Origin of the sequence: Micromonospora sp. L31 (assembly GCF_052068075.1) — a bacterium.
GTDB lineage: Bacteria > Actinomycetota > Actinomycetes > Mycobacteriales > Micromonosporaceae > Micromonospora > Micromonospora purpureochromogenes.
The window spans coordinates 26,518-45,723 of sequence record NZ_JBQHDC010000021.1 but is presented as its reverse complement, the minus strand read 5'-3'; the positions used below and the strand labels follow the sequence as shown (position 1 = coordinate 45,723).

Here is a 19,206-nt window from a genome sequence, read left to right as displayed (position 1 = left end):
GACTGCTTGCCCTGCACACCGTGCGGGATCAGCTTGCCCTTGTCCACACCCGGCTTGTCGGCCTGCACCACGGCAACAGCCTTGGCGTCCATGGCCGGGGTGGCGTGGGCCTCGGTGACGGGGCCGGCGAAGACGCCGCCGGCGAAGGCGAGACCAGCGATACCCAGAACGCTCTTACGCAGAATGGTGGTGTTCATGGGGGAAGCTCCTTCAGGGGGTTGACGCCGCCGGTCGACCGGGGGATCGACATGACAGGCGGCGTAAGCACCACGAGCAGGCGCTCACACATACAGGGGGAAAGTCTCTGCCCGGCAGGCTTCACGAGCGGGGGCTCGCGGCGCCGGGTCCATGTGTAACGACCGGCGGCCCACCATCATTCCGGGGCCCGGCATCCCGGGCGGCCCCATGTATCGGGCCGGGCCAGCGGGCTTGCTGCTGCGATCGTCCAGGTGATGTAACGACACCGGCCCGGCCACCATTCCACCGCCAGGGTGCCGCCAGTCACGGGACGACCCGCCACTGGCTGGCCCAGACCCGGACATCCGGGCGCATCCAACCGGACCCGGTAACCGGACATCCGGCGCGCCAAGGCCAACCCGCCGCGCGACATCCGGGCACGCCGATTCGCCCGGGCCGGAGGGCTTCGTCGCCGTCGCGGTTTGCGGTGTGTCGCGGTGACCCGGGCGCCGGAACGCGCGACACGCCGCAAACGGGGCGCGGCCGGACGCCGGGCCGAAGCGCACGGGCGCGGGGCGGCAGCTCCGCTGTCGGGCAGACCTTGGCGGATCGTGGCGACCCACGCGCCGGCACACGTCGCGCGGAGCCGGGCGGCGACCGTCGGAAGGAGTCGATCGCCCAGCGGGTCGGCGGCGGCGGCGGGGCGGGATTCTGCCGTTGGCAGATCCGCTAGCGGTGAACGGGGGGTCCGTCGGGGGCCGGGACCGGACAGGCTGGGACGCATGAGACTGCTGGTGCTGGGTGGAACAGGGTTCGTCGGCGGCGCGACCGTGGCCGAGGCGGTACGCAGAGGCTGGTCGGTGACCGTCTTCAACCGCGGGGTGCACGGTGCGGTGCCGCCGGGCGTACACCGGTTGCGGGGTGACCGGACGGCGCCGGACGGCCTGGCGGCGCTCGCGGGCGGCGAGTGGGACCTGGTGGTGGACACCTGGGACGGCGCGCCGCGGGCGGTGGGGGACGCGGCCCGGGCGTTGGTCGGGTCGGTCCCGCACTACGTCTACGTCTCCAGCGGTTCGGTCTACGCCCACCCGCTGCCCCCGGGGGCCGGGGAGGAGGCGCCCGTGGTGGACGCCGAACCGGACGCGGGTGACGGGGACTACGCGCACAACAAGGCGGGCGGGGAGCGGGCCGTACTGGAGGTGTTCGGGGACGCGGCGTTGCTCGTCCGGGCCGGGCTGATCCTGGGGCCCGGGGAGGACATCGGTCGGCTGCCCTGGTGGTTGGAGCGGGTCGCCCGGGGCGGGGACGTGCTGGCGCCGGGTCCGGAGGACCTGCCGATCCAGTACGTGGACGTGCGGGACCTGGCGGCCTGGATGCTGGACCGGGGCGCGGAGCACGTCGGCGGGGCGTACAACGTGATCAGCCGCAGCGGGCACGCGACGATGGGGGAGCTGTTGGCGGCGGCCGTCGCGGCGACCGGGTCGGACGCGCGGCTGCGCTGGACGGATCCGGAGCGGATCCTCGCGGCCGGGGTGGTGCCCTGGAACGACCTGCCGGTCTGGGTGCCGCGCGGTCACGAGTTCCGCTGGTTGCAGGAGCGGGGCGTGGAGCAGGCGTACGCGTCGGGGCTGACCTGCCGCCCGGTGGCCGAGACGGTCGCCGACACCTGGCGGTGGCTGCGGCAGGTGGGGTCCGTGCCGGCGCGGGCCGGGCGGCCGGCGCGCGTGGCGGTGGGGCTGGACCCGGAGCGGGAGGCGGCCCTGCTCGGCAGTCCCCGCCCGGCCTGACACCGACGCACCCCGGTAGGAGCGACCACGCTGCCGGCCCCGGCGACGGGGGCGGGGCCGGCAGCGACGGGCGGCACGGGTGGCGGGGTACGGCTCAGGCCGACACCACGGGCAGGTCGAGCACGTCGTCCACGCTGCGTCGGGGGGTGGCCGCCCCGGGCTGGCCGTAGCCGATCCGCATCACCATCTGGGGCGTGCCGAACCGGCCCAGCGACAACCGCAGCGCCTCGCGCGCCCCCTGCACCTCGATCGGCTGGGACAGCAGGGAGACGCTCAGCCCGGCGTCGGTCGCGGTGAGCAGCACCCGTTGCAGGGCCTGCCCGGCCAGGATCTGGTCGGCGGACGTGTTGCCCGCAGAGCCGAGGACGGCGACCAGCGGCTCCGGTTCGAAGTCCCGGCCGGGAGCCCGGTTGCGGCCGCCGAAGCCGCGCATCGGCAGCAGGTCCTGCGGTTCGCTCTGCGGGCCGCCGGCGGCGGCGGGCACCCCGTCGGGCGCGGGCTCGCGGCGGATCCACTCCGTCCGCTCCCGCCGGTAGTCGGGGTCGCGTTCCAGCACCCGGTGGGCGCTGCGGGCGACCTCGGCGAGGGCGTTGACCGCGCTGGTGCCGATGACCAGTTCCAGCCAGCACTGCTCGGCGCGGGCCGCCTCGCCGAGGCGCCACCGGGCGTCGGCCGGCACCGGGTCCGGCCAGAACGGCGCGCGGTTGCTGAACCGGCGCGGGATCGCCCCTTGCAGGCTGCGGTCGGCGGGGGTGGCGGGCCGGGGCGCGTCCGGGACCAGCCGGGCCAGCACGTCCGGTTCGGTCGGGTACGGCCGCAGCCGCACCGTGGCCGGGGTGCCAGCGACGGCGAGGGCGAGCCGCAGGTTGAACAGGGCCGCTCCGCAGGAGATCCGGGCGCCCCAGCCGCTCGGGTCGGTGGCGGGCAGCCGGCGGGCCGGGTCGACCGACAGTTCGATGCCGCCGTCGCGCAGCCGGAACCGCCAGGGCTGGGTGTTGTGCAGGGACGGCGCGCGGACGGCGTCCGCGGCGGCGGATCGCAGCTGCGCGACCGTGAAGCCGGTGTCCATGGTGGTGCTCCTTCCGTGGCAGGTCGGGCCGCCACCCGCTGGTTCACCTGTACGGTGCGTCACCGCACGGTGGGCGGGGCAGGGCCGGACGGCCCGTCCGCCCGGGTCCCCCTTCCCGCGCTGCCGCCGCAGGGTAGGGACCTTCGGCCCGTGCGGGCGGCGGCCGGGGCGGGTAGAAACGAGGGATGATCCGGGTGTTCCTCCTCGACGACCACGAGGTCGTCCGTCGTGGCCTTGCCGACCTGCTGCAGAGCAGCGGCGACATCGAAGTGGTCGGTGAGTCCGGCTCCGCGCAGGAGGCGGCCCGCCGCATTCCGGCCCTCCGGCCGGACGTGGCGATCCTCGACGCCCGGCTGCCCGACGGCAACGGCATCGACGTGTGCCGGGACATCCGGGCCGTGGATTCCTCGATCAAGGGTCTGATCCTCACCTCGTACGAGGACGACGAGGCGCTCTTCGCCGCGATCATGGCGGGGGCGGCCGGCTACGTGCTCAAGCAGATCCGCGGCACCGACCTGGTGGACGCGGTGCACCGGGTGGCGGCCGGCCAGTCCCTGCTCGACCCGGCGATCACCACCCGGGTGCTGGAGCGCATCCGCAGCGGCGTCGAGCAGCCCCGCGAGCTCAAGACGCTCACCGAGCAGGAGCGCCGCATCCTGGAGTACGTGGCCGAGGGGCTGACCAACCGGGAGATCGCCGGCAAGATGTTCCTGGCCGAGAAGACGGTGAAGAACTACGTCTCCAGCGTGCTGGCGAAGCTCGGTCTGGAGCGGCGGACCCAGGCGGCGGTGCTCGCCACCCGCCTGCTCGGCAAGACCCACTGAGCGCCCACGCCGCGCCGGGAACGCCTGGCGCTGGGCGCCGTCGCGCCAGGAACGCCCGGGTCAGTCCCGCAGCGGGACGCACCAGAACAGCGCGGTGCCGTGCGGCTGCGCCGGGCGTACCTGGAACTCGCCGCCGTGCCGCTCGGCGCGCTCGCGCAGGTTGACCAGGCCGCCGCGGGCGGCGGCGGGGTCGCAGCCGACGCCGTCGTCGGTGACGGTGAGCGCGACCCGCCCGGCGTCGACCCGGATGGCGACGGCGACCCGGGTGGCCTCGGCGTGCCGGACGGTGTTGGACAGCGCCTCGCGGAGCACGGCGGTGAGGTCGGGGCGGACCGATTCCGGTACGGCGCTGTCGATCGGCCCGGCCAGTTCCACGGCCGGGCGGAAGCCGAGCGACTCGGTGGCCAGGTCGATGGCCTCCCGGATCTCGGTGCGCAGCGCCGCGCTCATCGGGGTGCGGAGCTCGAAGATGGTCCGCCGGATGTCGCGGATGGTGGCGTCGAGGTCGTCGACGGCCGCGTTGATCCGCTTGGCGACCTCGGGCCGGGCGTTCATCGGGGCGGCGCTCTGCAGTTGCAGGCCGGTGGCGAAGAGCCGCTGGATCACCACGTCGTGCAGGTCGCGGGCGATCCGTTCGCGGTCCTCCAGGACCACCAGCAGCTCCCGCTCCTCCTGGCCGCGGGCCCGCTCCATGGCGAGCGCGGCCTGGCCGGCGAAGCTGCTCAGCAGGCGCACGTCGTCGTCGACGGTCCGCGCGGAGTCCGGTCGGTGCGCGATCACCAGCACGCCGTGCAGGGTGTCCGCCGCGGCGAGCGGGGACACCACGGCGGGGCCGGCGACCACCGGCGCCGGCCAGGGGGCGGCCTGGGCCAGGTTGTCCACCAGCTCGTGCCGGTGCGCGGTGACCGGGCCGGCGAAGCTGGTCTCGGCGGCCGGCAGTACCGCGCCGACCAGTTGCCGGTCGGCGCCGTCGGCCGAGTCGACCACCTCGACGGTGAACTGGCCGGCGTCCTCGTCGTACAGCAGCACCAGGGCCAGCTCCGCCTCGGCGACCTCCCGGGCCCGCCGGGCGACCAGGGCCAGCGCGTCGGTGCGGCGGACCTCGCCGAGCAGCACCGAGGTGATCTCGGCGGTGGCGGCCAGCCAGCGTTCCCGCCGGTGGGCCAGCGCGTAGAGGCGGGCGTTCTCGATCGCGACGCCGGCCGCGGCGGCGAGCGCGACCACGATCTCCTCGTCGTCCTCGGTGAACTCCGACGCGCCCTGCTTCTCGGCCAGGTAGAGGTTGCCGAAGACCTGGTCGCGGATGCGGACCGGCACGCCGAGGAAGCTGTGCATCGGCGGGTGGTGCGGCGGGAAGCCGTACGACTTCGGGTGCTGGGTGATGTCCGGCATCCGGACCGGGCGTGGTTCGTCGATCAGCAGGCCGAGCACGCCGCGCCCGTGCGGCAGGTCGCCGATCTTGGCGTGCAGCTCGTCGCTGATGCCATGGATTATGAAGTCGTGCAGCAGCCGGTCCGGCCCGATCACGCCGAGCGCGCCGTAGCGGGCGCCGACCAGCTCGCAGGCCGACTGCACGATCCGTTGCAGGGTGCTGCGCAGGTCGAGGTCGGAGCCGATGCCCACCACCGCGTCCAGCAGGGCGCGCAGCCGCTCCCGGCTGGTGACCACCTCGCCGACCCGGTCGAGCATCTCCTGGAGCAGCTCGTCGAGGCGTACCCGGGACAGCGGGCTCAGCCCCAGCGAGGGGGCGAGCGGCTCGTTGCGGGGCGTCGGTGTGCTGGCGGCCACGCAGGCGATGCTATCGCCCGCGTCACCGGCGGCACGAGATCGTCAGGTGCGCTGGTCGCGGACCGCCGAGGTGTCGACCACCTGCTCGGTGGGGAGCCGCGGGGTGTGCGGCGGCCCCGCGTGCGCCGGGTCCGCGATCCCCAGCCGCACCACGAGGTACGGGAAGCCGAGCCCGCTGAGCAGCTGGCGCAGCGTCTGCCGGGTGCCGGGCACCTCCACCACGCCGGAGAGCGGCACCACGGACACGCCGAGGCGGGTGGCGGTCAGCCAGAGCGCGGAGAGCGCCTCGCCGGCGCGCAGCCAGCTGTCCGGCTCGTCCTCGTCGCCGTTGAGCAGGCCGTACACGGCGGCCTTGTCGTGGCCGGGGCCGATCGGCAGGGTGCCGGCGCGGCCGAAGTCGCGGCCGGGGACGGTGGTCTGCGGCTGCTGCTCGGGCAGCACCTCCGGCGGTAGTCCCGTGCCGCCGTCGGCCCGGCTGGTCCAGTAGTCCAGTTCCTCGCGCAGCTGCGGGTCCTTCGCCTCGACCGTGCCGGCGTGCGAGGCGGCGGCGGCCAGCTCCATCACCTGGTCGGAGTCGAGGATCTGCAGGTTGGCGCCCTCGGCGGCGACCGCCCGGCTGATCTCACCGATCGCGGCGGTCGGGACCGGCTCGTCGCTGACCGGTCGCCGGTCGGTGTGCCGGATCTGCATGCACTGCACCATGCGCATGGCGTCCGCGTCCGCGCCGGACCGGTCCAGCCCGGTCAGTCGGGCCAGCAGGTCCGGCTGCGCCGGGTCGGGCAGCCGCTCCACCACGGCCGTCCAACCCTCGGCGGCCAGCGCGAGCCGGGCGTGGTGCAGCGCGGCGCCGCAGCTGATCGCCAGCAGGCGTCCCTCCGGGTCGGTGGCGGTCAGCTGACGGTCCCGGACGATCCGTAGTTCCAGGGCGCCGGGTAGCACCAGCCAGCGCCACGGTTGCGTGTTGTGCACCGAGGGGGCGTAGCCGGCGGTCGCGGCGGCCTCCGCGAGCGCGGTGGTCAGCGGGCGGTCCTGTCCCGGCGTCTCGTGGCTCATCGTCACGACCTTTCCGTTTCTCCATCGTGCCCACCACGGCGGTCGCGGTGGTGGGGTCACGGCCCCATCCTTCGTCATGCCCGGATCGGGCGCAGCCCACGCAGGCCCGGCGTGGAGCGACACCGGGATGCGGCGTGTCGCGCTGTCCCGCGCCGGGGAGGCCGCGACACGCCGCAAACGGCGTCGATCACCAGGGCGGCCGGTGCCGGCGCCGGGACCTCAGCGTTCGCGGGCCACCACGACCGGGCAGGACGAGTGCTGGAGCAGTTGCTGGCTGACCGAGCCGAGCAGCATCCCGCGCAGCCCGCCCAGGCCCCGGCTGCCCACCACCACGAGCTGGGCGCTCCGGCTGGCCTCGACCAGGGCGGCGGCCGGGTTGCCGGGCGCCACCTCGATGTCGATGTCGACGTCCGGGAAGGTGTCCCGCCACGGGGCGAGGGACTCCTCGACCGCGGCCCGTTCCCCGGCGACGGTGGCCCGCTCGTCGTGGTCCGAGGGCCGCCGCCCGGCCGGCGGTGCGACGACCCGCACCACCCGCAGCGGCACCCTGCGCTGCGCGGCGCTCTCCACCGCGAAGCCGAGCGCCACCCGGGAGGACTCGGAGCCGTCGACGCCGACCACCACCGGTCCCGCCCCGGCGGCCTGCCCGGCGCGGACCACCACCACCGGACAGTGCGCGTGGGCGGTCACCGCGACGGCGGTCGAGCCGGCGAGCAGGCCGGCGAAGCCGCCGTGCCCGCGACTGCCCAGCACCAGCAGCCCGGCGTCGGCGGAGCGCTCCTGCAACACCAGGGCGGGCGGCCCGTCGTACACCTCGCCGTGCACGGTGGTGCCCGGCCGCTGGGCCACGGCGTCGGCCGCGGCCTTGTGGACCAGCTCCTCGACCTGCCGCCGGGCGGTCTCGTCGGGCCAGATTCCCGGGGCCACCCCGGGGCCGATCCAGCCGGTCACGGTCAGCCACTCGAAGACGTACGCCAGGCGGACCGGCCGGCCGCCGCGCTGCGCCTCGTCCAACGCCCAGTCCAGCGCCAGGCTGGCGTCGGCGGAACCGTCGTAGCCGACCAGGATCTCGTCCCGGCTCACCGCACCCACCTCCCGTCCCCGGCCGACGGGCTCACTGCCCGGTCCGCAGGCCGGGTTCGGTCTCGCGGATCCAGCGCCACTCGGCGACCCGGGGGTCGTCCTCGCCGTACCGGCGGGTGTAGTCGCGGCAGGACTGGCGGGCGTCGACCATCTCCTGTCGCAGGTGGGCGGCGCGCGCGGCGAGCCCGGGCACCCGGTCGATCACGTCGATGACCAGGTGGAAGCGGTCCAGGTCGTTGAGCATCACCATGTCGAACGGGGTGGTGGTGGTGCCCTCCTCCTTGTACCCGCGCACGTGCAGGTTGTCGTGGTTGGTCCGGCGGTAGGTGAGCCGGTGGATCAGCCACGGGTAGCCGTGGTACGCGAAGATGATCTGCTTGTCGCGGGTGAAGATGGTGTCGAACTCGTTGTCCGGCAGGCCGTGCGGGTGCTCCGACGGCGGCTGGAGCCGCATCAGGTCGACCACGTTGACCACCCGCACCTTCAGCTCGGGCAGGTGCTGGCGGAGCAGGCCCGCCGCGGCGAGGGTCTCCAGGGTCGGCACGTCGCCGGCGCAGGCCAGCACCACGTCCGGCTCGCTGCCGTCGTCGGTGCTGGCCCAGTCCCAGATGCCCAGGCCGCGCCGGCAGTGCTGGATCGCCTCGTCCATGCTCAGCCAGTTCGGCGCCGGCTGCTTGCCGGCCACCACCACGTTGATGTAGTGCCGGCTGCGCAGGCAGTGGTCCATGGTGGAGAGCAGCGTGTTGCCGTCCGGCGGCAGGTAGACCCGCACCACCTCGGCCTTCTTGTTGGCCACGTGGTCGATGAAGCCCGGGTCCTGGTGCGAGAAGCCGTTGTGGTCCTGCCGCCACACGTGGCTGGAGAGCAGGTAGTTCAGCGAGGGCAGCGGCTCTCGCCAGGGGATGCCCCGGGTCACCTTGAGCCACTTGGCGTGCTGGTTGACCATCGAGTCGACGATGTGGATGAACGCCTCGTAGCTGGTGAAGATGCCGTGCCGCCCGGTGAGCAGGTAGCCCTCCAGCCAGCCCTGGCACAGGTGCTCGGAGAGCACCTCCATCACCCGGCCGTCGGGGGAGAGGTGGTCGTCGACGTCGGCCGTGTCGGCGACGAACGCCCGGTCGGTGACCTCGAAGGCGGCGCCGAGCCGGTTGGAGGCGACCTCGTCGGGGCCGAAGAGCCGGAAGGTCTGCGGGTTGGCGGCGATCACGTCGCGGACCCACTGGCCGAGCACACCGGTGGCGCCGACGGCCGGTTCGCCCGGCTGCTTGACGTCGACCGCGTACGCGCGGAAGTCCGGCAGCTCCAGGTCGCGCAGCATCCGGCCGCCGTTGGTCACCGGGTTGGCGCTCATCCGGCGGTCACCCTTCGGCGGCAGCGCGGCCAACTCGGCGACCAGGGCGCCGGTGGCGTCGAAGAGTTCCTCCGGCCGGTAGCTGCGCATCCAGCGCTCCAGCTCGGCCAGGGCCTCCGGGCTCTTCCGCACCCCGTCGATGGGCACCTGATGGGAGCGGAAGGTCCCCTCGACCTGCTTGCCCTTGATCTCCCGTGGGCCCGTCCAGCCCTTCGGCGTACGGAGGATGATCATCGGCCAGCGGGGGCGGCGACTGTCGCCGCCGGAGCGGGCCCGGCGCTGGATCTCGGTGATCTCGTCGACCGCCCGGTCCAGGGTGGCGGCGAGGCTCTGGTGCACCGTGGTCGGGTCGTCGCCGGCGACGACGTACGGCTGGTAGCCGTAGCCGTGCATCAGCTCGAGCAGGTCGTCGGTGGGGATCCGGTCCAGCACCGTCGGGCTGGCGATCTTGTAGCCGTTGAGGTGCAGGATGGGCAGCACCGCGCCGTCGCGGGCCGGGTTGAGGAAGACGTTGGACAGCCAGCTCCCGGCCAGGGGCCCGGTCTCCGCCTCGCCGTCGCCGATGACGCAGGCGACCAGCAGGTCGGGATTGTCGAAGGCGGCGCCGTAGGCGTGGCTGAGCGCGTACCCCAGCTCGCCGCCCTCGTGGATCGAACCCGGCACCTCCGCCGCCACGTGGCTCGGGATGCCGCCCGGGAAGGAGAACTGGCGGAACAGCCGGGCCATGCCCGTCTCGTCCCGGCTCACCGCGTGGTAGAGCTCGCTGTACGTGCCATCCAACCAGGTGTTCGCCACCACCGCCGGCCCGCCGTGGCCAGGGCCGGTGATGAAGATGGCCGACAGGTCACGGTTGACGATGACCCGGTTGAGGTGCGCGTAGAGCAGGTTGAGCCCCGGGCTGGTGCCCCAGTGGCCGAGCAGTCTCGGCTTGACGTGCTCGGGCTTCAACGGCTCGCGGAGCAGCGGGTTGTCGAGCAGGTAGATCTGCCCGACGGTGAGGTAGTTAGCCGCCCGCCAGTAGGCGTCCAGCCGGCGCAGCTCGTCTTCGGTCAGTGGGCTGTGCAGGTCGAGAGCGGTGTCCATGCTGCAATAGCCTCTCGCGCGTCGGGGACTTCTGCAGCCCGAAGGCGGATATCACCCGGGGCCTGTCCAGCTTGACCCGGCCGGGTGCGAGTGGATCAGGGCCGTTGGTCCCGGGACCGGGGGGCGTCACGGCCCGTCCGGTGGCGTGGCGGTCAGGCCGCGGACCACGATGACCGGCGACGGCGCGTGGTAGAGCAGGGTCTGGCTCACCGCGCCCAGCATGCCGCGCCACGGCTCGTCGCCCCGGGCGCCGACCAGCGCCAGTTGGGCCGACCGCGACTGCTCGACGAGGACGCTGCCCGGGTCGCCGCGGACGGTGTGGCACTCCGCCGCGACGCCGGGGTACCGCCGCCCGACCTCGGCCACCGCCTCGATGAGCACGTCGTCGCCGTCGTCGGCCCGTCCCGGCTCGACGACCCGCACCGCGAGCAGCCGGGCCTCCCGGCGGGCGGTGCAGTCGAAGGCGAAGTCGAGCGCCGTCCGCGAACTCGCCGACAAGTCCACCCCGACCAGCACCGGCCCGGCGACGGGTGGCTCGCGGCGGACCACCAGCACCGGGCAGCCGGCGCGGGCGGCGAGCTGCACCGCCGGCGCGTCGGCGGGTACGCAGTCCCCGCACGTGGTCATGCCGCCGTCGCCGACGGCCACCAGGAACGCCGTCTCGGAGCGGCGGATCAGCGCGTCCAGCGGGGGGCCTTCGACGATCTCGCCGCTGACCGACACCGCCGACTCGATCTCGGCGGCGGCCGCGGCGGCCTGGGCGATCATCTCTTCGGCCTCGGCGCGGGGCTCGGCGACCGAGGGCGCCTCGAACGCCGCCTGCCAGTTGAAGGCGTGCAGCAGGACGAGGTCCCGGCGGTGCGCGGCGGCCGCCCGGGTCGCCTCGCGGACGACCTCCATGGCCTGCGGCAACACGCTGATGCCGGCGACCACCGGCGCGTCGGCGGATCCGGTCATCCGGCTCACCTCCCGGGCGCCCCGCACGGTACGGCCACGCCGACCCCACCGACGCTAGTCGCGCCGCCGCCCGGGCGGGCCGGGATCGGCACACCCGGGCGCCGGGCGTCCGGCGTGCCGGTCGGCGCACCGGGCGACGGCGGGTCGGCCGGGCCGGCGGCGGCTCAGCGGAACTGGAGCCGGGCGACCGTGTCGAAGACCCGCGCGCCGAGCAGCCGGCGGGTGTGCACCATCGCCCAGGCGGCGGCGGTGACCAGGTAGCGGGTGCGGGGGCGGCGGGCGGTGACTGCCCGCTCGATCACCCGGGCCGCCGTCTCGGGCGTCGCGGCCAGCATCGGGTTGGCGTAGGACTTGGCCATCGCCGCGTCCACCGAGGCGACCATCGTCCGGTACGGCCCGGCCGGGTCGCCGCCCGCGCCGAGCGACTTCGCGGCCACCGCCCCGAACCCGGTCCGGATCAGGCCGGGCTCGACGACCACCACGTCGATGCCGAACGGCCGCACCTCCTGGCGCAGCGCGTCGGAGATCGCCTCCACCGCGTACTTGCTGGCGTGGTAGTAGCCGCCGCCGGGGAAGACCAGCCGGCCGCCCATCGAGCTGACGTTGACGATCCGGCCCCGGCCGGCCCGGCGCATGCCGGGCAGCACGAGCTGGGTGAGCCGGCTGAGCCCGAAGACGTTGGTCTCGAACTGGGCCCGGACCCGGTCCAGCGGGGCCTGTTCGATCGGCCCGTACTCGCCGTAGCCGGCGTTGTTGACCAGCACGTCGACCTGGCCGTGGGCGGCCTCGACGGCGGCGACGGCGGCCCGCATGGACTCCTCGTCGGTGACGTCGAGGGGGAGCAGGCGGGCGCCGCTGTCGGCGAGGTCGGCGATCGCCTCGACCTTGCGGGCGGTGGCGTAGACGGTGAACTCGGGGCGGCGGGCGAGATGGCGGACGGTGGCGCGGCCGATGCCGGAGGAGGTGCCGGTGATCAGGACGGAGGTGGTCATGCGGGGGCTCCCGGGTGGGTGAGGCCGGCGACGAGGAGCGCGACACCCTCGCGCAGCCGCCGTCGGGGCAGGTCGGGGTCGGTGAGGTCGGCCTCCAGGCCGCGGGTGAGCGCGACCAGCACGTCGGCGACGGCGCGGGCGCGCGGCCCGGCGGCGTCGGCGAGCGCGCCGGCGACCACGTCGGTCAGCTCCCGGGTGTACGCCTCGGCGAGGTCGCCGGTGAGCCGGGTGCTGGTGTCGAGGAGTTCGGCGGCGTGCCGGCTCTCCCGGTGCAGTCGGAGAGTGAGTTCGAGCTTGGCGGCGAGCACGTCGTGCAGCCGCTGTCGCAGGTCGGCGTCGGGCGCGGTGGCCGCTCGGCGGGCCTGGGCGAGGGAGTCGGCGAAGAGCCGTTCGGCCAGTCGTCGGTAGGCGTCGTCCTTGTTGCGGACGTACTGGTAGACGGCGGGGCGGGACATCCCGGCGGTGGCCGCGATGTCGTCCATCGTCGTACGCCGCACGCCGTGCCGGGTGAAGCACTCGTACGCGGCGGCGAGGATCGCCGCCAACCTATCGCTCGACATGCTGACAATGTTTGCACAGAACGTCAGACCGTCAAAGGTGTTCGCCGTCACCCTCGGTGCCAGGCCGGACCCGAAGCACCACGGCGGTGGCGTTGTCCTCCCCGCCCTCGGCCAGGCTGCTGGTGAGCAGGCTGCGCACCGCCCGCTTCGGGTCGCCGCCGGCGAGGGCCTCCCGCATCCGGTGGTAGTCCACCTGGTCGCTCACCCCGTCGGTGCAGAGCAGCCAGGTGTCGCCGACCCGCAGCGGCACGGCGAGCAGGTCCGCGTCCGGGTTGTCCGGGTGGCCGACGTAGCGCAGCAGCTGGTAGCGGGCCCGGCCGGCCTCCGCGGAGCCGGCCCGGTACCAGCCGTGCAGCAGCCCCAGCCAGGCGGCCGTGTGGTCGACCGTCATCAGTTCCAGCACGCCGTCGCGCAGCCGGTACGCCCGCGAGTCGCCGAGCTGGACGAGCCACACCTGCTCGCCGTCCGGCTCGACCAGCAGGGCGGTCAGCGTGCAGCCGGTCAGCTCGGTCAGCCGCGCGCCGGCGGCGCGGACCAGGGATCGGGCGTCGGCGACCGCCGCGCGCAGCTCGCGCGCTCCGACTGCGGGCCAGTCACCGCGGACCGCCTCGACCAGGGTGGTCATCGTCGTGGTGCCGGCCACCCGGGCGCCCTCGCCGGAGCCCATGCCGTCGACGACGGCGATGAAGGGCAGCGTCGCATCGACGTGCAGCAGGTCGAAGTTGGCCGGGTAGCGGTGGCCGACCACGCTGCCGCCGGCGACCTCCAGGGCGACCCGCCCGGCGGCGAGTCGGCAGGTCAGCGGCTCGGGTCGGTCGGACGGAGCGCGGCGGAACATCAGCGGACCGTAGCACCGCGGAAGCCCCTGGTCGGGGCGTCGGCGGTCGTGTCGGGCGGTCGGTCCGCGCGCCGGGTCGGACACCCGTGTTGTCAACGAGGGTTGACAGGGTGGCGCTGTCAACGTAAGTTGACGACATGAGTCAGGCAACGGAACTCGCGGCGGCCGCCGGCAGCACCGACCCCAGGGTCGGGCTCCGGGCGGTGCTCGCCCTGCGCCGGCTCCTCGAACGGCTGGAGGTCGTCCAGGTGGACAACGCCCGTCGACAGGGCTGGTCCTGGCAGGACATCGCCGATGCGCTCGAGGTCAGCCGGCAGGCGGTCCACAAGAAGCACGCCGGGCGACCGGCGGTCCGAGGAACCTGGGAGGCGTGATGTTCGAACGGTTCACCGACCGGGCCCGTGCGGTCGTGCACCGGGCGGTCGACGAGGCGCGAGCCGAGCGGCAGCGGCCGGTCGGCACCGAGCACCTGCTGCTCGGCGTCCTCGCCGACGGCGACGCGCTGGCCAGCCGGGTGCTCACCGAGGCGGGGGTGCGCCCGGAGGACCTGCGCGCCGCCATCGCCCGGCACACCGCGCCCGGTGCCAGCGGTCTCGGCGAGGCGGACGCCGCCGCGCTGCGCGAGATCGGCATCGACCTCACCGCCATCGTCGCCCGGATCGAGGAGTCCTTCGGTCCCGACGCGCTGCGCGAGGCCGCGCCCGCGCCGCGCCGCCGCTGGGGCTTCCGGCGGTACGACGACAGGCGGTTCTCCCCCCGCGCCAAGAAGGTGCTGGAGCTCTCCCTGCGCGAGGCGATCCGGCTGCGCCACCACCACATCGGCACCGAGCACATCCTGCTCGGGCTGCTGCGCGAGGGCGGCGGCCTCGCCGCCGTGGTGCTCACCGAGGCCGGGCTGAACCTCGACGACCTGCGCCGGCGGGTCGAGACGGCGCTGCGGACGGCGGCCTGACCGGTACCCGGTGCCTCGGCTCCCGCTTCGCCGGGGGGTGGATCGTCCCGGCGAAGCGGCCACCCGCGCCCGGTGGGTGACCGAGATGGCCGAGGGCGCGGCCCGCGGTGAGCGGGCCAACCGGTGGCGGGGCTTTTCAAACCTGATTGCGGCCAGTGCAACGTCCCCCCGCGTCGGCTCGCTGACCGGCCCCGCTTGCTGCACACTTGCGCCGTGGATGGTGGAGAGCAGACGCGCCCGGTGACCGCCGACGACGCCCCGCCGCGCTCGGCGGTGGTGGTCAACCCCTCGAAGGTGACCGATCTGGACCAGTTCCGCCGCACGGTGGACGATGCCCTCGCCGCGGCGGGCTGGCCCGAGCCGACCTGGTACGAGACCACGGTCGAGGACCCGGGCAGGGGCCAGACCGAGGCGGCCGTCGCCGCCGGCGCCCAGGTGGTCTTCGCCTGCGGCGGCGACGGCACCGTGATGGCCTGCGTCAGCGGGCTGGTCGGCACCGACGCCGCGCTGGCCGTGCTGCCCCAGGGCACCGGCAACCTGCTCGCCGCCAACCTCGGGCTCTCCAACGACCTGGCCGCCGGCCTGCAGGTCGCCGTGGAGCGCGGGATGCGCCGGCTGGACGTCGGCGCGGTCGAGAACCGGTACTTCGCCGTGATGGCCGGGATGGGCTTCGACGCCCAGATGCTCCGGGACACCTCCGAGACGACCAAGGCGCGCATCGGCTGGCCCGCGTACGTGATGGGTGCCGCGAAGCACCTGCGGGACCGGCCGATGCGAGTCTCGATCCGCATCGACGACCGGCCGCCGCTGCGCCGCCGGGCCCGCTCCGTGCTGGTCGCCAACGTCGGCCGGCTCCAGGGCGGGGTGCGCCTGCTCACCGACGCCGAGCCCGACGACGGCTGGCTCGACGTGGCCGTGCTCACCCCCCGTACGCTGGGCCACTGGCTGGCCATGGGCTGGGCGCTGGTGCGCCGGCGCGGCAGCGTGCCCCGGATGGAGGTCTTCCGGGCCCGCCGGGTGCAGATCACCAGCAATCGGGCCCAGCCCCGGGAGCTCGACGGCGACCTGATCGAGCCCGGCCGCTCGCTGACCGCCGAGGTCAAGCCGCAGTCGCTCTGGCTCTGCGTGCCGCGCCCCGAGCGCCACCCCGACCTGACGATGGACGCCGAGGCGGCGGCGGAGCGGGGCGAGCGGCTGATCGAGGAGGCGCGCCGTGAGTAGCACCAAGCTCGTCCCCGAGACCCGGCTGATGGCGGAGGACGATCTCTCCGCCGACGACGCCTGGCGCACCCTGCGCCGGCAGGGCGGCTGGTGCCTGCTGCGCGACGCCTTCATCCGGTTCCGCTACGGCGACGGCTTCAGCCACTCCCGGGCGTTCGCCCTGCAGCTCTGCCTCGCCGTGGTGCCGTTCATGATCGCGTTGACCGGTCTGATCAGCGAACTCGGCGTGGAGGAGGGCGGCCAGGTGGTCGCCGACACCGTGCTGGCCCTCACCCCCGGGCAGAGCGAGTCGGTGGTCCGCGAGCTGCTCGGCGACGGTGAGCGCACCGAGCGGGCCGGCGAGCTGGCGCTGACCCTCGGTCTGTTCACCGGCCTGGTGGCGCTGACCACCACGATGGCCCAGATCGAACGCGGCGCCAACCGGATCTACGGCGTGGAGCGGGACCGCCCGGCCCTGGCCAAGTACGTCCGGGCCGCCGTCCTCGCGGTGACCGCCGGCGGGCCGGCGCTGGCCGGCTTCCTGATCCTGGTCGGCGGCGGGGCGATCGGCGACTCCGTGCAGCGGCACTACGAGTGGGGCGCGTTCGCCGACGGCGCCTGGGACGTGATCCGCTGGCCGCTGAGCCTCGGGCTGACCGTGCTCGCCGTGGCGGTGCTCTTCCGGCACTCGCCCCGCCGCAACCAGCCCGGCCTGTCCTGGCTCTTCTTCGGCGCCGGCATCGCCACCGCGCTCTGGTGGCTGGCCAGCCTGCTGCTCGCCGGGTACGTCACGTTCAGCGACGAATTCGGCCAGACCTACGGCGCGCTGACCGGCATGATGGCCCTGCTGCTCTGGGCCAACCTCACCGGCATGGCGCTCTTCGGCGGGCTGGCCTTCGCCGCCCAGTTGGAGGCGATGCGGATCGGGGTGCAGGAGCCGGCCCAGCCGGACCTGTGGGAGCCCGAGGCCGAGCGGGAGGAGCTGCAGGACACCGGTGAGATGACCTCGCTGTAGACCCCCGTTCCGGCACCCCCCGGTGTACGCCGAGCGCGGATCGGGTACAGCGCTCCGCCAGGAGCGAGAGGGAGGCTGCCGTGAGCGCGGTCATCGACGTGTTACGACGACCCCTGGGTCATTTCACCGAGCGGACGCTCGCCGGCCTGGCACTCGTGCTCGGGACCGGCGTCGGGTTCGGGCTGCTGCTGGTGCTGGTTCGGGTCCGCTGGACCCCGCTCTACGACGTCGACCACGGCGTGGCGGCCTGGCTCAACGATCTGGTCGCGCCGCACGGGCCGCTGGTGACCGTGCTCAACGCCCTCACCGACCTCGGCGGCCGGGCGGTGATCATCTGGCTGGTCTCGGTCGCCGTGATCGGGCTGCTGATCCGCCGACAGGGCCGGCTCGCGGTGTTCCTGATCGTGACCGGGCTCGGCGCGCTGATCCTCGACCCGGCGCTCAAGACCCTGGTCGACCGGTTGCGTCCCGAGGTGGAGGTGCCGATTGGCACCTACGCCGGGGACAGCTTCCCCAGCGGCCACGCGTTGGGCTCCTTCGTCGCGTACGGGGCGCTGCTGCTGGTGTTCCTGCCGGCCCTGTCGTTCCGCTGGCGCAAGCCGGCGATCGCCCTGGTCGCCCTGCTCGTCTTCCTCATCGGTCTGACCCGGATCGCGCTCGGCGTGCACTTCGTCTCCGACGTGCTCGGGGCCTGGCTGCTCGGTGCCGCCTGGCTCGGCGTCACCGCGTACGCCTTCCGGCTGTGGCGGCTGGAGCGCGGCCGCCGGGTGCCGGCGCTGACCGAGGGGCTGGAGCCGGAGGCCGCGCACGAGGTCGCCCCCGCCCCCGACGAGGCGCACCTGCTGCCGCACCCTCGGGCCGCCGTCTTCGAGCTGCTGGTCGGCTGGGTGCTGGTGCTCGGCGCGCTCTACGGCTTCGGGATGTTCGTCAGCTACCACGCCGGCGGGACCTTCTTCGCCACCCTGGACACGGAGGTGCCGAGGTGGTTCGCCGAGCACCGGACCCCGGGCCGGGACGAGGTCAGCCACTGGTGGAGCAAGGCCGGCGACACCCACGCCATCCTGCTCATCTCGCTGGTCTTCTGCCCGCTCGTGCTGGCGGTGTGGCGGCGTTGGCGGCCGGTGCTCTTCGTGGCGCTGACCATGTTCGGCGAGTTGAGCCTCTTCCTCGCCTCCGCCGCGGCCGTGGACCGGCCGCGCCCGCCGGTGGAGAACCTCGACGGCCCCATGCCGACCTCATCCTTCCCCTCCGGCCACATCGCGGCGACGATCTGCGTCTGGGTGGCGATCACGCTGATCGTCCTGCCGCGTACCGACCGCTGGTGGCGCTGGCTGTTCGTGGCGCTGGCCGTGATCATGCCGGTCGGGGTGGCCGTGTCCCGGATGTACCGGGGCATGCACCACCCGACGGACTTCATGGGCGCGATCCTGCTCAGCGCGCTCTGGATCGGGCTGCTCTACTGGGTGGTCCGCCCCAACGCCGACGTCTACGAGGGCAACCGGCCGGCCATCGAGTCGGAGCAGGTCGGCGAGCTCGACGACGAGCTGGCCAAGGCCGCCCGGCCGCAGTGACGACGCCGCCCATGCTGCGCGTGATGACCTGGAACATCAGGACCGGCGGTCGGGACCGCAGCGGGCCCGACCGGCGGGACCTCGTGGTCGGGGTGGTCACCGCGCAGCGGCCGGACGTGCTGGCCCTGCAGGAGCTGCGGGGCTTCGACCGGGGTGGGCTGCTCGACGACGTGGCGGGCCGGCTGGGGATGCGTCCGCACCTGGCCCGCTCCTGCTTCGGGCAGCCGGTGGCCGTGCTGGTCCGACCGCCGCTGCGGGTGCTGGCCGCCGGCCGGGTGCGCCGGCCGTTCCACCACGCCGCCGCCTGGCTACGGGTGGACACCGGGCAGGGGCCGTTGACGGTGTTCAGCACCCACCTCAACCCGTACTCCGGGGGCCGGCGACGGATGGAGGCGGACTGGCTGGCGGCCGCCGTGCGAAAGACCGGCGGTCCGCTGGCGCTGCTGGCCGGCGACCTGAACACGCTGGAGCCCACGGCGGAGCACACCGACCGGCTGGCGGGCCTGCCGATGCACTACCGCCGCCGGCACCTGCGCCGCGACGGCCGCACCGTGGACACCCGCGCCGTCGCCCGGCTGGTCGACGCCGGCCTGGTCGACCTCTGGCCGGCCCGCGCCGCCGGCGCGCCCGAGGCGGACGGCCACACCGTGCCGACCCGGCACGGCGGGGGGGAGTTCGCCGGCATGCGACTGGACTACCTGCTCGGCACCGCGCCGGTCGCCGCGCTGACCCGCGAGGTGCGGGTGGTCCGTGGCGGGGACGCCGACCGGGCCTCCGACCACTACCCGGTCGTCGCCGAGTTGGACCTGCGCCCGGCCTGACCGCTGGCCGCCGGGCGTGCGCCACGGCTGATCGACGCTGGTTGCGGCGGGTCGCGGCATCCCCGCCGCCGGTCACCCCGACACG

General features: G+C 74.5%; 16 protein-coding genes and 3 pseudogenes. 9 read left to right on the top strand and 10 right to left on the bottom strand.

Features of this window, described 5'->3' with window-relative positions; translation table 11 throughout:
- A pseudogene (locus ACTMS9_RS30335) lies at positions 1–197 on the bottom strand (hypothetical protein); the annotation flags it as partial.
- Positions 198–959: 762 nt separating this feature from the next.
- Between ACTMS9_RS30335 and ACTMS9_RS30330 the strand changes: the two are divergent.
- The gene (locus ACTMS9_RS30330; protein WP_441166612.1) at positions 960–1,964 is read left to right on the top strand and encodes an NAD-dependent epimerase/dehydratase family protein; all 1,005 of its coding nucleotides are present in this window, start codon (positions 960–962) and stop codon (positions 1,962–1,964) included.
- A 94-nt stretch (positions 1,965–2,058) separates the two neighbouring features.
- Here ACTMS9_RS30330 and ACTMS9_RS30325 read toward each other — a convergent pair whose 3' ends face one another.
- Positions 2,059–3,033 (bottom strand): Acg family FMN-binding oxidoreductase, encoded by a 975-nt coding sequence (locus tag ACTMS9_RS30325; RefSeq protein WP_441166611.1) that lies wholly within the window; start codon positions 3,031–3,033, stop codon positions 2,059–2,061.
- Positions 3,034–3,218: 185 nt separating this feature from the next.
- On the opposite strand from ACTMS9_RS30325, the gene ACTMS9_RS30320 reads away from it, so the two are divergent.
- Complete coding sequence (locus tag ACTMS9_RS30320; RefSeq protein WP_154942955.1) at positions 3,219–3,857, top strand: response regulator; 639 nt, start codon at positions 3,219–3,221, stop codon at positions 3,855–3,857.
- Positions 3,858–3,917: 60 nt separating this feature from the next.
- Here ACTMS9_RS30320 and ACTMS9_RS30315 read toward each other — a convergent pair whose 3' ends face one another.
- From ACTMS9_RS30315 to ACTMS9_RS30280, 8 genes are all read right to left on the bottom strand, one after another.
- Positions 3,918–5,591 (bottom strand): GAF domain-containing protein, encoded by a 1,674-nt coding sequence (locus ACTMS9_RS30315; protein WP_441166615.1) that lies wholly within the window; start codon positions 5,589–5,591, stop codon positions 3,918–3,920.
- 96 nt (positions 5,592–5,687) lie between these two features.
- Positions 5,688–6,698 (bottom strand): Acg family FMN-binding oxidoreductase, encoded by a 1,011-nt coding sequence (locus ACTMS9_RS30310; protein WP_441149325.1) that lies wholly within the window; start codon positions 6,696–6,698, stop codon positions 5,688–5,690.
- A gap of 219 nt (positions 6,699–6,917) precedes the next feature.
- Entirely contained in the window at positions 6,918–7,781 is an 864-nt protein-coding gene (locus ACTMS9_RS30305; protein WP_441166610.1) for a universal stress protein, read from the bottom strand.
- Between the two features lie 31 nt (positions 7,782–7,812).
- Complete coding sequence (locus ACTMS9_RS30300) at positions 7,813–10,215, bottom strand: phosphoketolase family protein (protein ID WP_441166609.1); 2,403 nt, start codon at positions 10,213–10,215, stop codon at positions 7,813–7,815.
- 126 nt (positions 10,216–10,341) lie between these two features.
- Positions 10,342–11,172, bottom strand: a complete 831-nt coding sequence (locus tag ACTMS9_RS30295) for a universal stress protein (RefSeq protein ID WP_441166608.1) — start codon at positions 11,170–11,172, stop codon at positions 10,342–10,344.
- Between the two features lie 164 nt (positions 11,173–11,336).
- Positions 11,337–12,164 carry an oxidoreductase gene (locus ACTMS9_RS30290; RefSeq protein ID WP_441149322.1) on the bottom strand — a complete coding sequence of 276 codons (828 nt, stop codon included), beginning with the start codon at positions 12,162–12,164 and terminating at the stop codon, positions 11,337–11,339.
- A complete protein-coding gene (locus ACTMS9_RS30285; RefSeq protein ID WP_441166607.1) occupies positions 12,161–12,724 on the bottom strand; it encodes a TetR/AcrR family transcriptional regulator in 564 nt (187 codons plus the stop codon). Before ACTMS9_RS30285 ends, ACTMS9_RS30290 begins: the two co-directional genes overlap by 4 nt.
- A gap of 31 nt (positions 12,725–12,755) precedes the next feature.
- Positions 12,756–13,562 (bottom strand): PP2C family protein-serine/threonine phosphatase, encoded by an 807-nt coding sequence (locus ACTMS9_RS30280; protein ID WP_441149320.1) that lies wholly within the window; start codon positions 13,560–13,562, stop codon positions 12,756–12,758.
- A 137-nt stretch (positions 13,563–13,699) separates the two neighbouring features.
- Here ACTMS9_RS30280 and ACTMS9_RS30275 point away from each other — a divergent pair, with 137 nt between their 5' ends.
- The 7 genes and pseudogenes from ACTMS9_RS30275 (at position 13,700) to ACTMS9_RS30245 (ending at position 19,121) form a co-directional block, all read left to right on the top strand.
- Complete coding sequence (locus tag ACTMS9_RS30275; protein WP_441149319.1) at positions 13,700–13,936, top strand: helix-turn-helix domain-containing protein; 237 nt, start codon at positions 13,700–13,702, stop codon at positions 13,934–13,936.
- A pseudogene (locus ACTMS9_RS30270) lies at positions 13,936–14,121 on the top strand (Clp protease N-terminal domain-containing protein); the annotation flags it as partial. The gene ACTMS9_RS30275 and the pseudogene ACTMS9_RS30270, both read left to right, overlap by 1 nt.
- 189 nt (positions 14,122–14,310) lie before the next feature.
- Positions 14,311–14,487, top strand: a pseudogene (locus tag ACTMS9_RS30265) (Clp protease N-terminal domain-containing protein); the annotation flags it as partial.
- A 240-nt stretch (positions 14,488–14,727) separates the two neighbouring features.
- Positions 14,728–15,735 carry a diacylglycerol/lipid kinase family protein gene (locus ACTMS9_RS30260; protein ID WP_441166606.1) on the top strand — a complete coding sequence of 336 codons (1,008 nt, stop codon included), beginning with the start codon at positions 14,728–14,730 and terminating at the stop codon, positions 15,733–15,735.
- Positions 15,728–16,729, top strand: a complete 1,002-nt coding sequence (locus tag ACTMS9_RS30255) for a YihY/virulence factor BrkB family protein (RefSeq protein ID WP_441166605.1) — start codon at positions 15,728–15,730, stop codon at positions 16,727–16,729. The genes ACTMS9_RS30260 and ACTMS9_RS30255 overlap by 8 nt, the downstream gene beginning before the upstream one ends.
- Before the next feature lie 80 nt (positions 16,730–16,809).
- A complete protein-coding gene (locus ACTMS9_RS30250; protein WP_441149316.1) occupies positions 16,810–18,300 on the top strand; it encodes a phosphatase PAP2 family protein in 1,491 nt (496 codons plus the stop codon).
- Between the two features lie 11 nt (positions 18,301–18,311).
- The gene (locus ACTMS9_RS30245; protein WP_441166604.1) at positions 18,312–19,121 is read left to right on the top strand and encodes an endonuclease/exonuclease/phosphatase family protein; all 810 of its coding nucleotides are present in this window, start codon (positions 18,312–18,314) and stop codon (positions 19,119–19,121) included.
- Positions 19,122–19,206 lie beyond the last annotated feature (85 nt).

Bases quoted from the DNA above. Each gene is read 5' to 3' on its own strand.
- ACTMS9_RS30290 (WP_441149322.1), bottom strand. From the start codon at position 12,164: ATGACCACCTCCGTCCTGATCACCGGCACCTCCTCCGGCATCGGCCGC.
- ACTMS9_RS30280 (WP_441149320.1), bottom strand. From the start codon at position 13,562: ATGTTCCGCCGCGCTCCGTCCGACCGACCCGAGCCGCTGACCTGCCGA.
- ACTMS9_RS30325 (WP_441166611.1), bottom strand. From the start codon at position 3,033: ATGGACACCGGCTTCACGGTCGCGCAGCTGCGATCCGCCGCCGCGGAC.
- ACTMS9_RS30245 (WP_441166604.1), top strand. From the start codon at position 18,312: ATGCTGCGCGTGATGACCTGGAACATCAGGACCGGCGGTCGGGACCGC.
- ACTMS9_RS30300 (WP_441166609.1), bottom strand. From the start codon at position 10,215: ATGGACACCGCTCTCGACCTGCACAGCCCACTGACCGAAGACGAGCTG.
- ACTMS9_RS30285 (WP_441166607.1), bottom strand. From the start codon at position 12,724: ATGTCGAGCGATAGGTTGGCGGCGATCCTCGCCGCCGCGTACGAGTGC.
- ACTMS9_RS30320 (WP_154942955.1), top strand. From the start codon at position 3,219: ATGATCCGGGTGTTCCTCCTCGACGACCACGAGGTCGTCCGTCGTGGC.
- ACTMS9_RS30330 (WP_441166612.1), top strand. From the start codon at position 960: ATGAGACTGCTGGTGCTGGGTGGAACAGGGTTCGTCGGCGGCGCGACC.
- ACTMS9_RS30295 (WP_441166608.1), bottom strand. From the start codon at position 11,172: ATGACCGGATCCGCCGACGCGCCGGTGGTCGCCGGCATCAGCGTGTTG.
- ACTMS9_RS30275 (WP_441149319.1), top strand. From the start codon at position 13,700: ATGAGTCAGGCAACGGAACTCGCGGCGGCCGCCGGCAGCACCGACCCC.
- ACTMS9_RS30310 (WP_441149325.1), bottom strand. From the start codon at position 6,698: ATGAGCCACGAGACGCCGGGACAGGACCGCCCGCTGACCACCGCGCTC.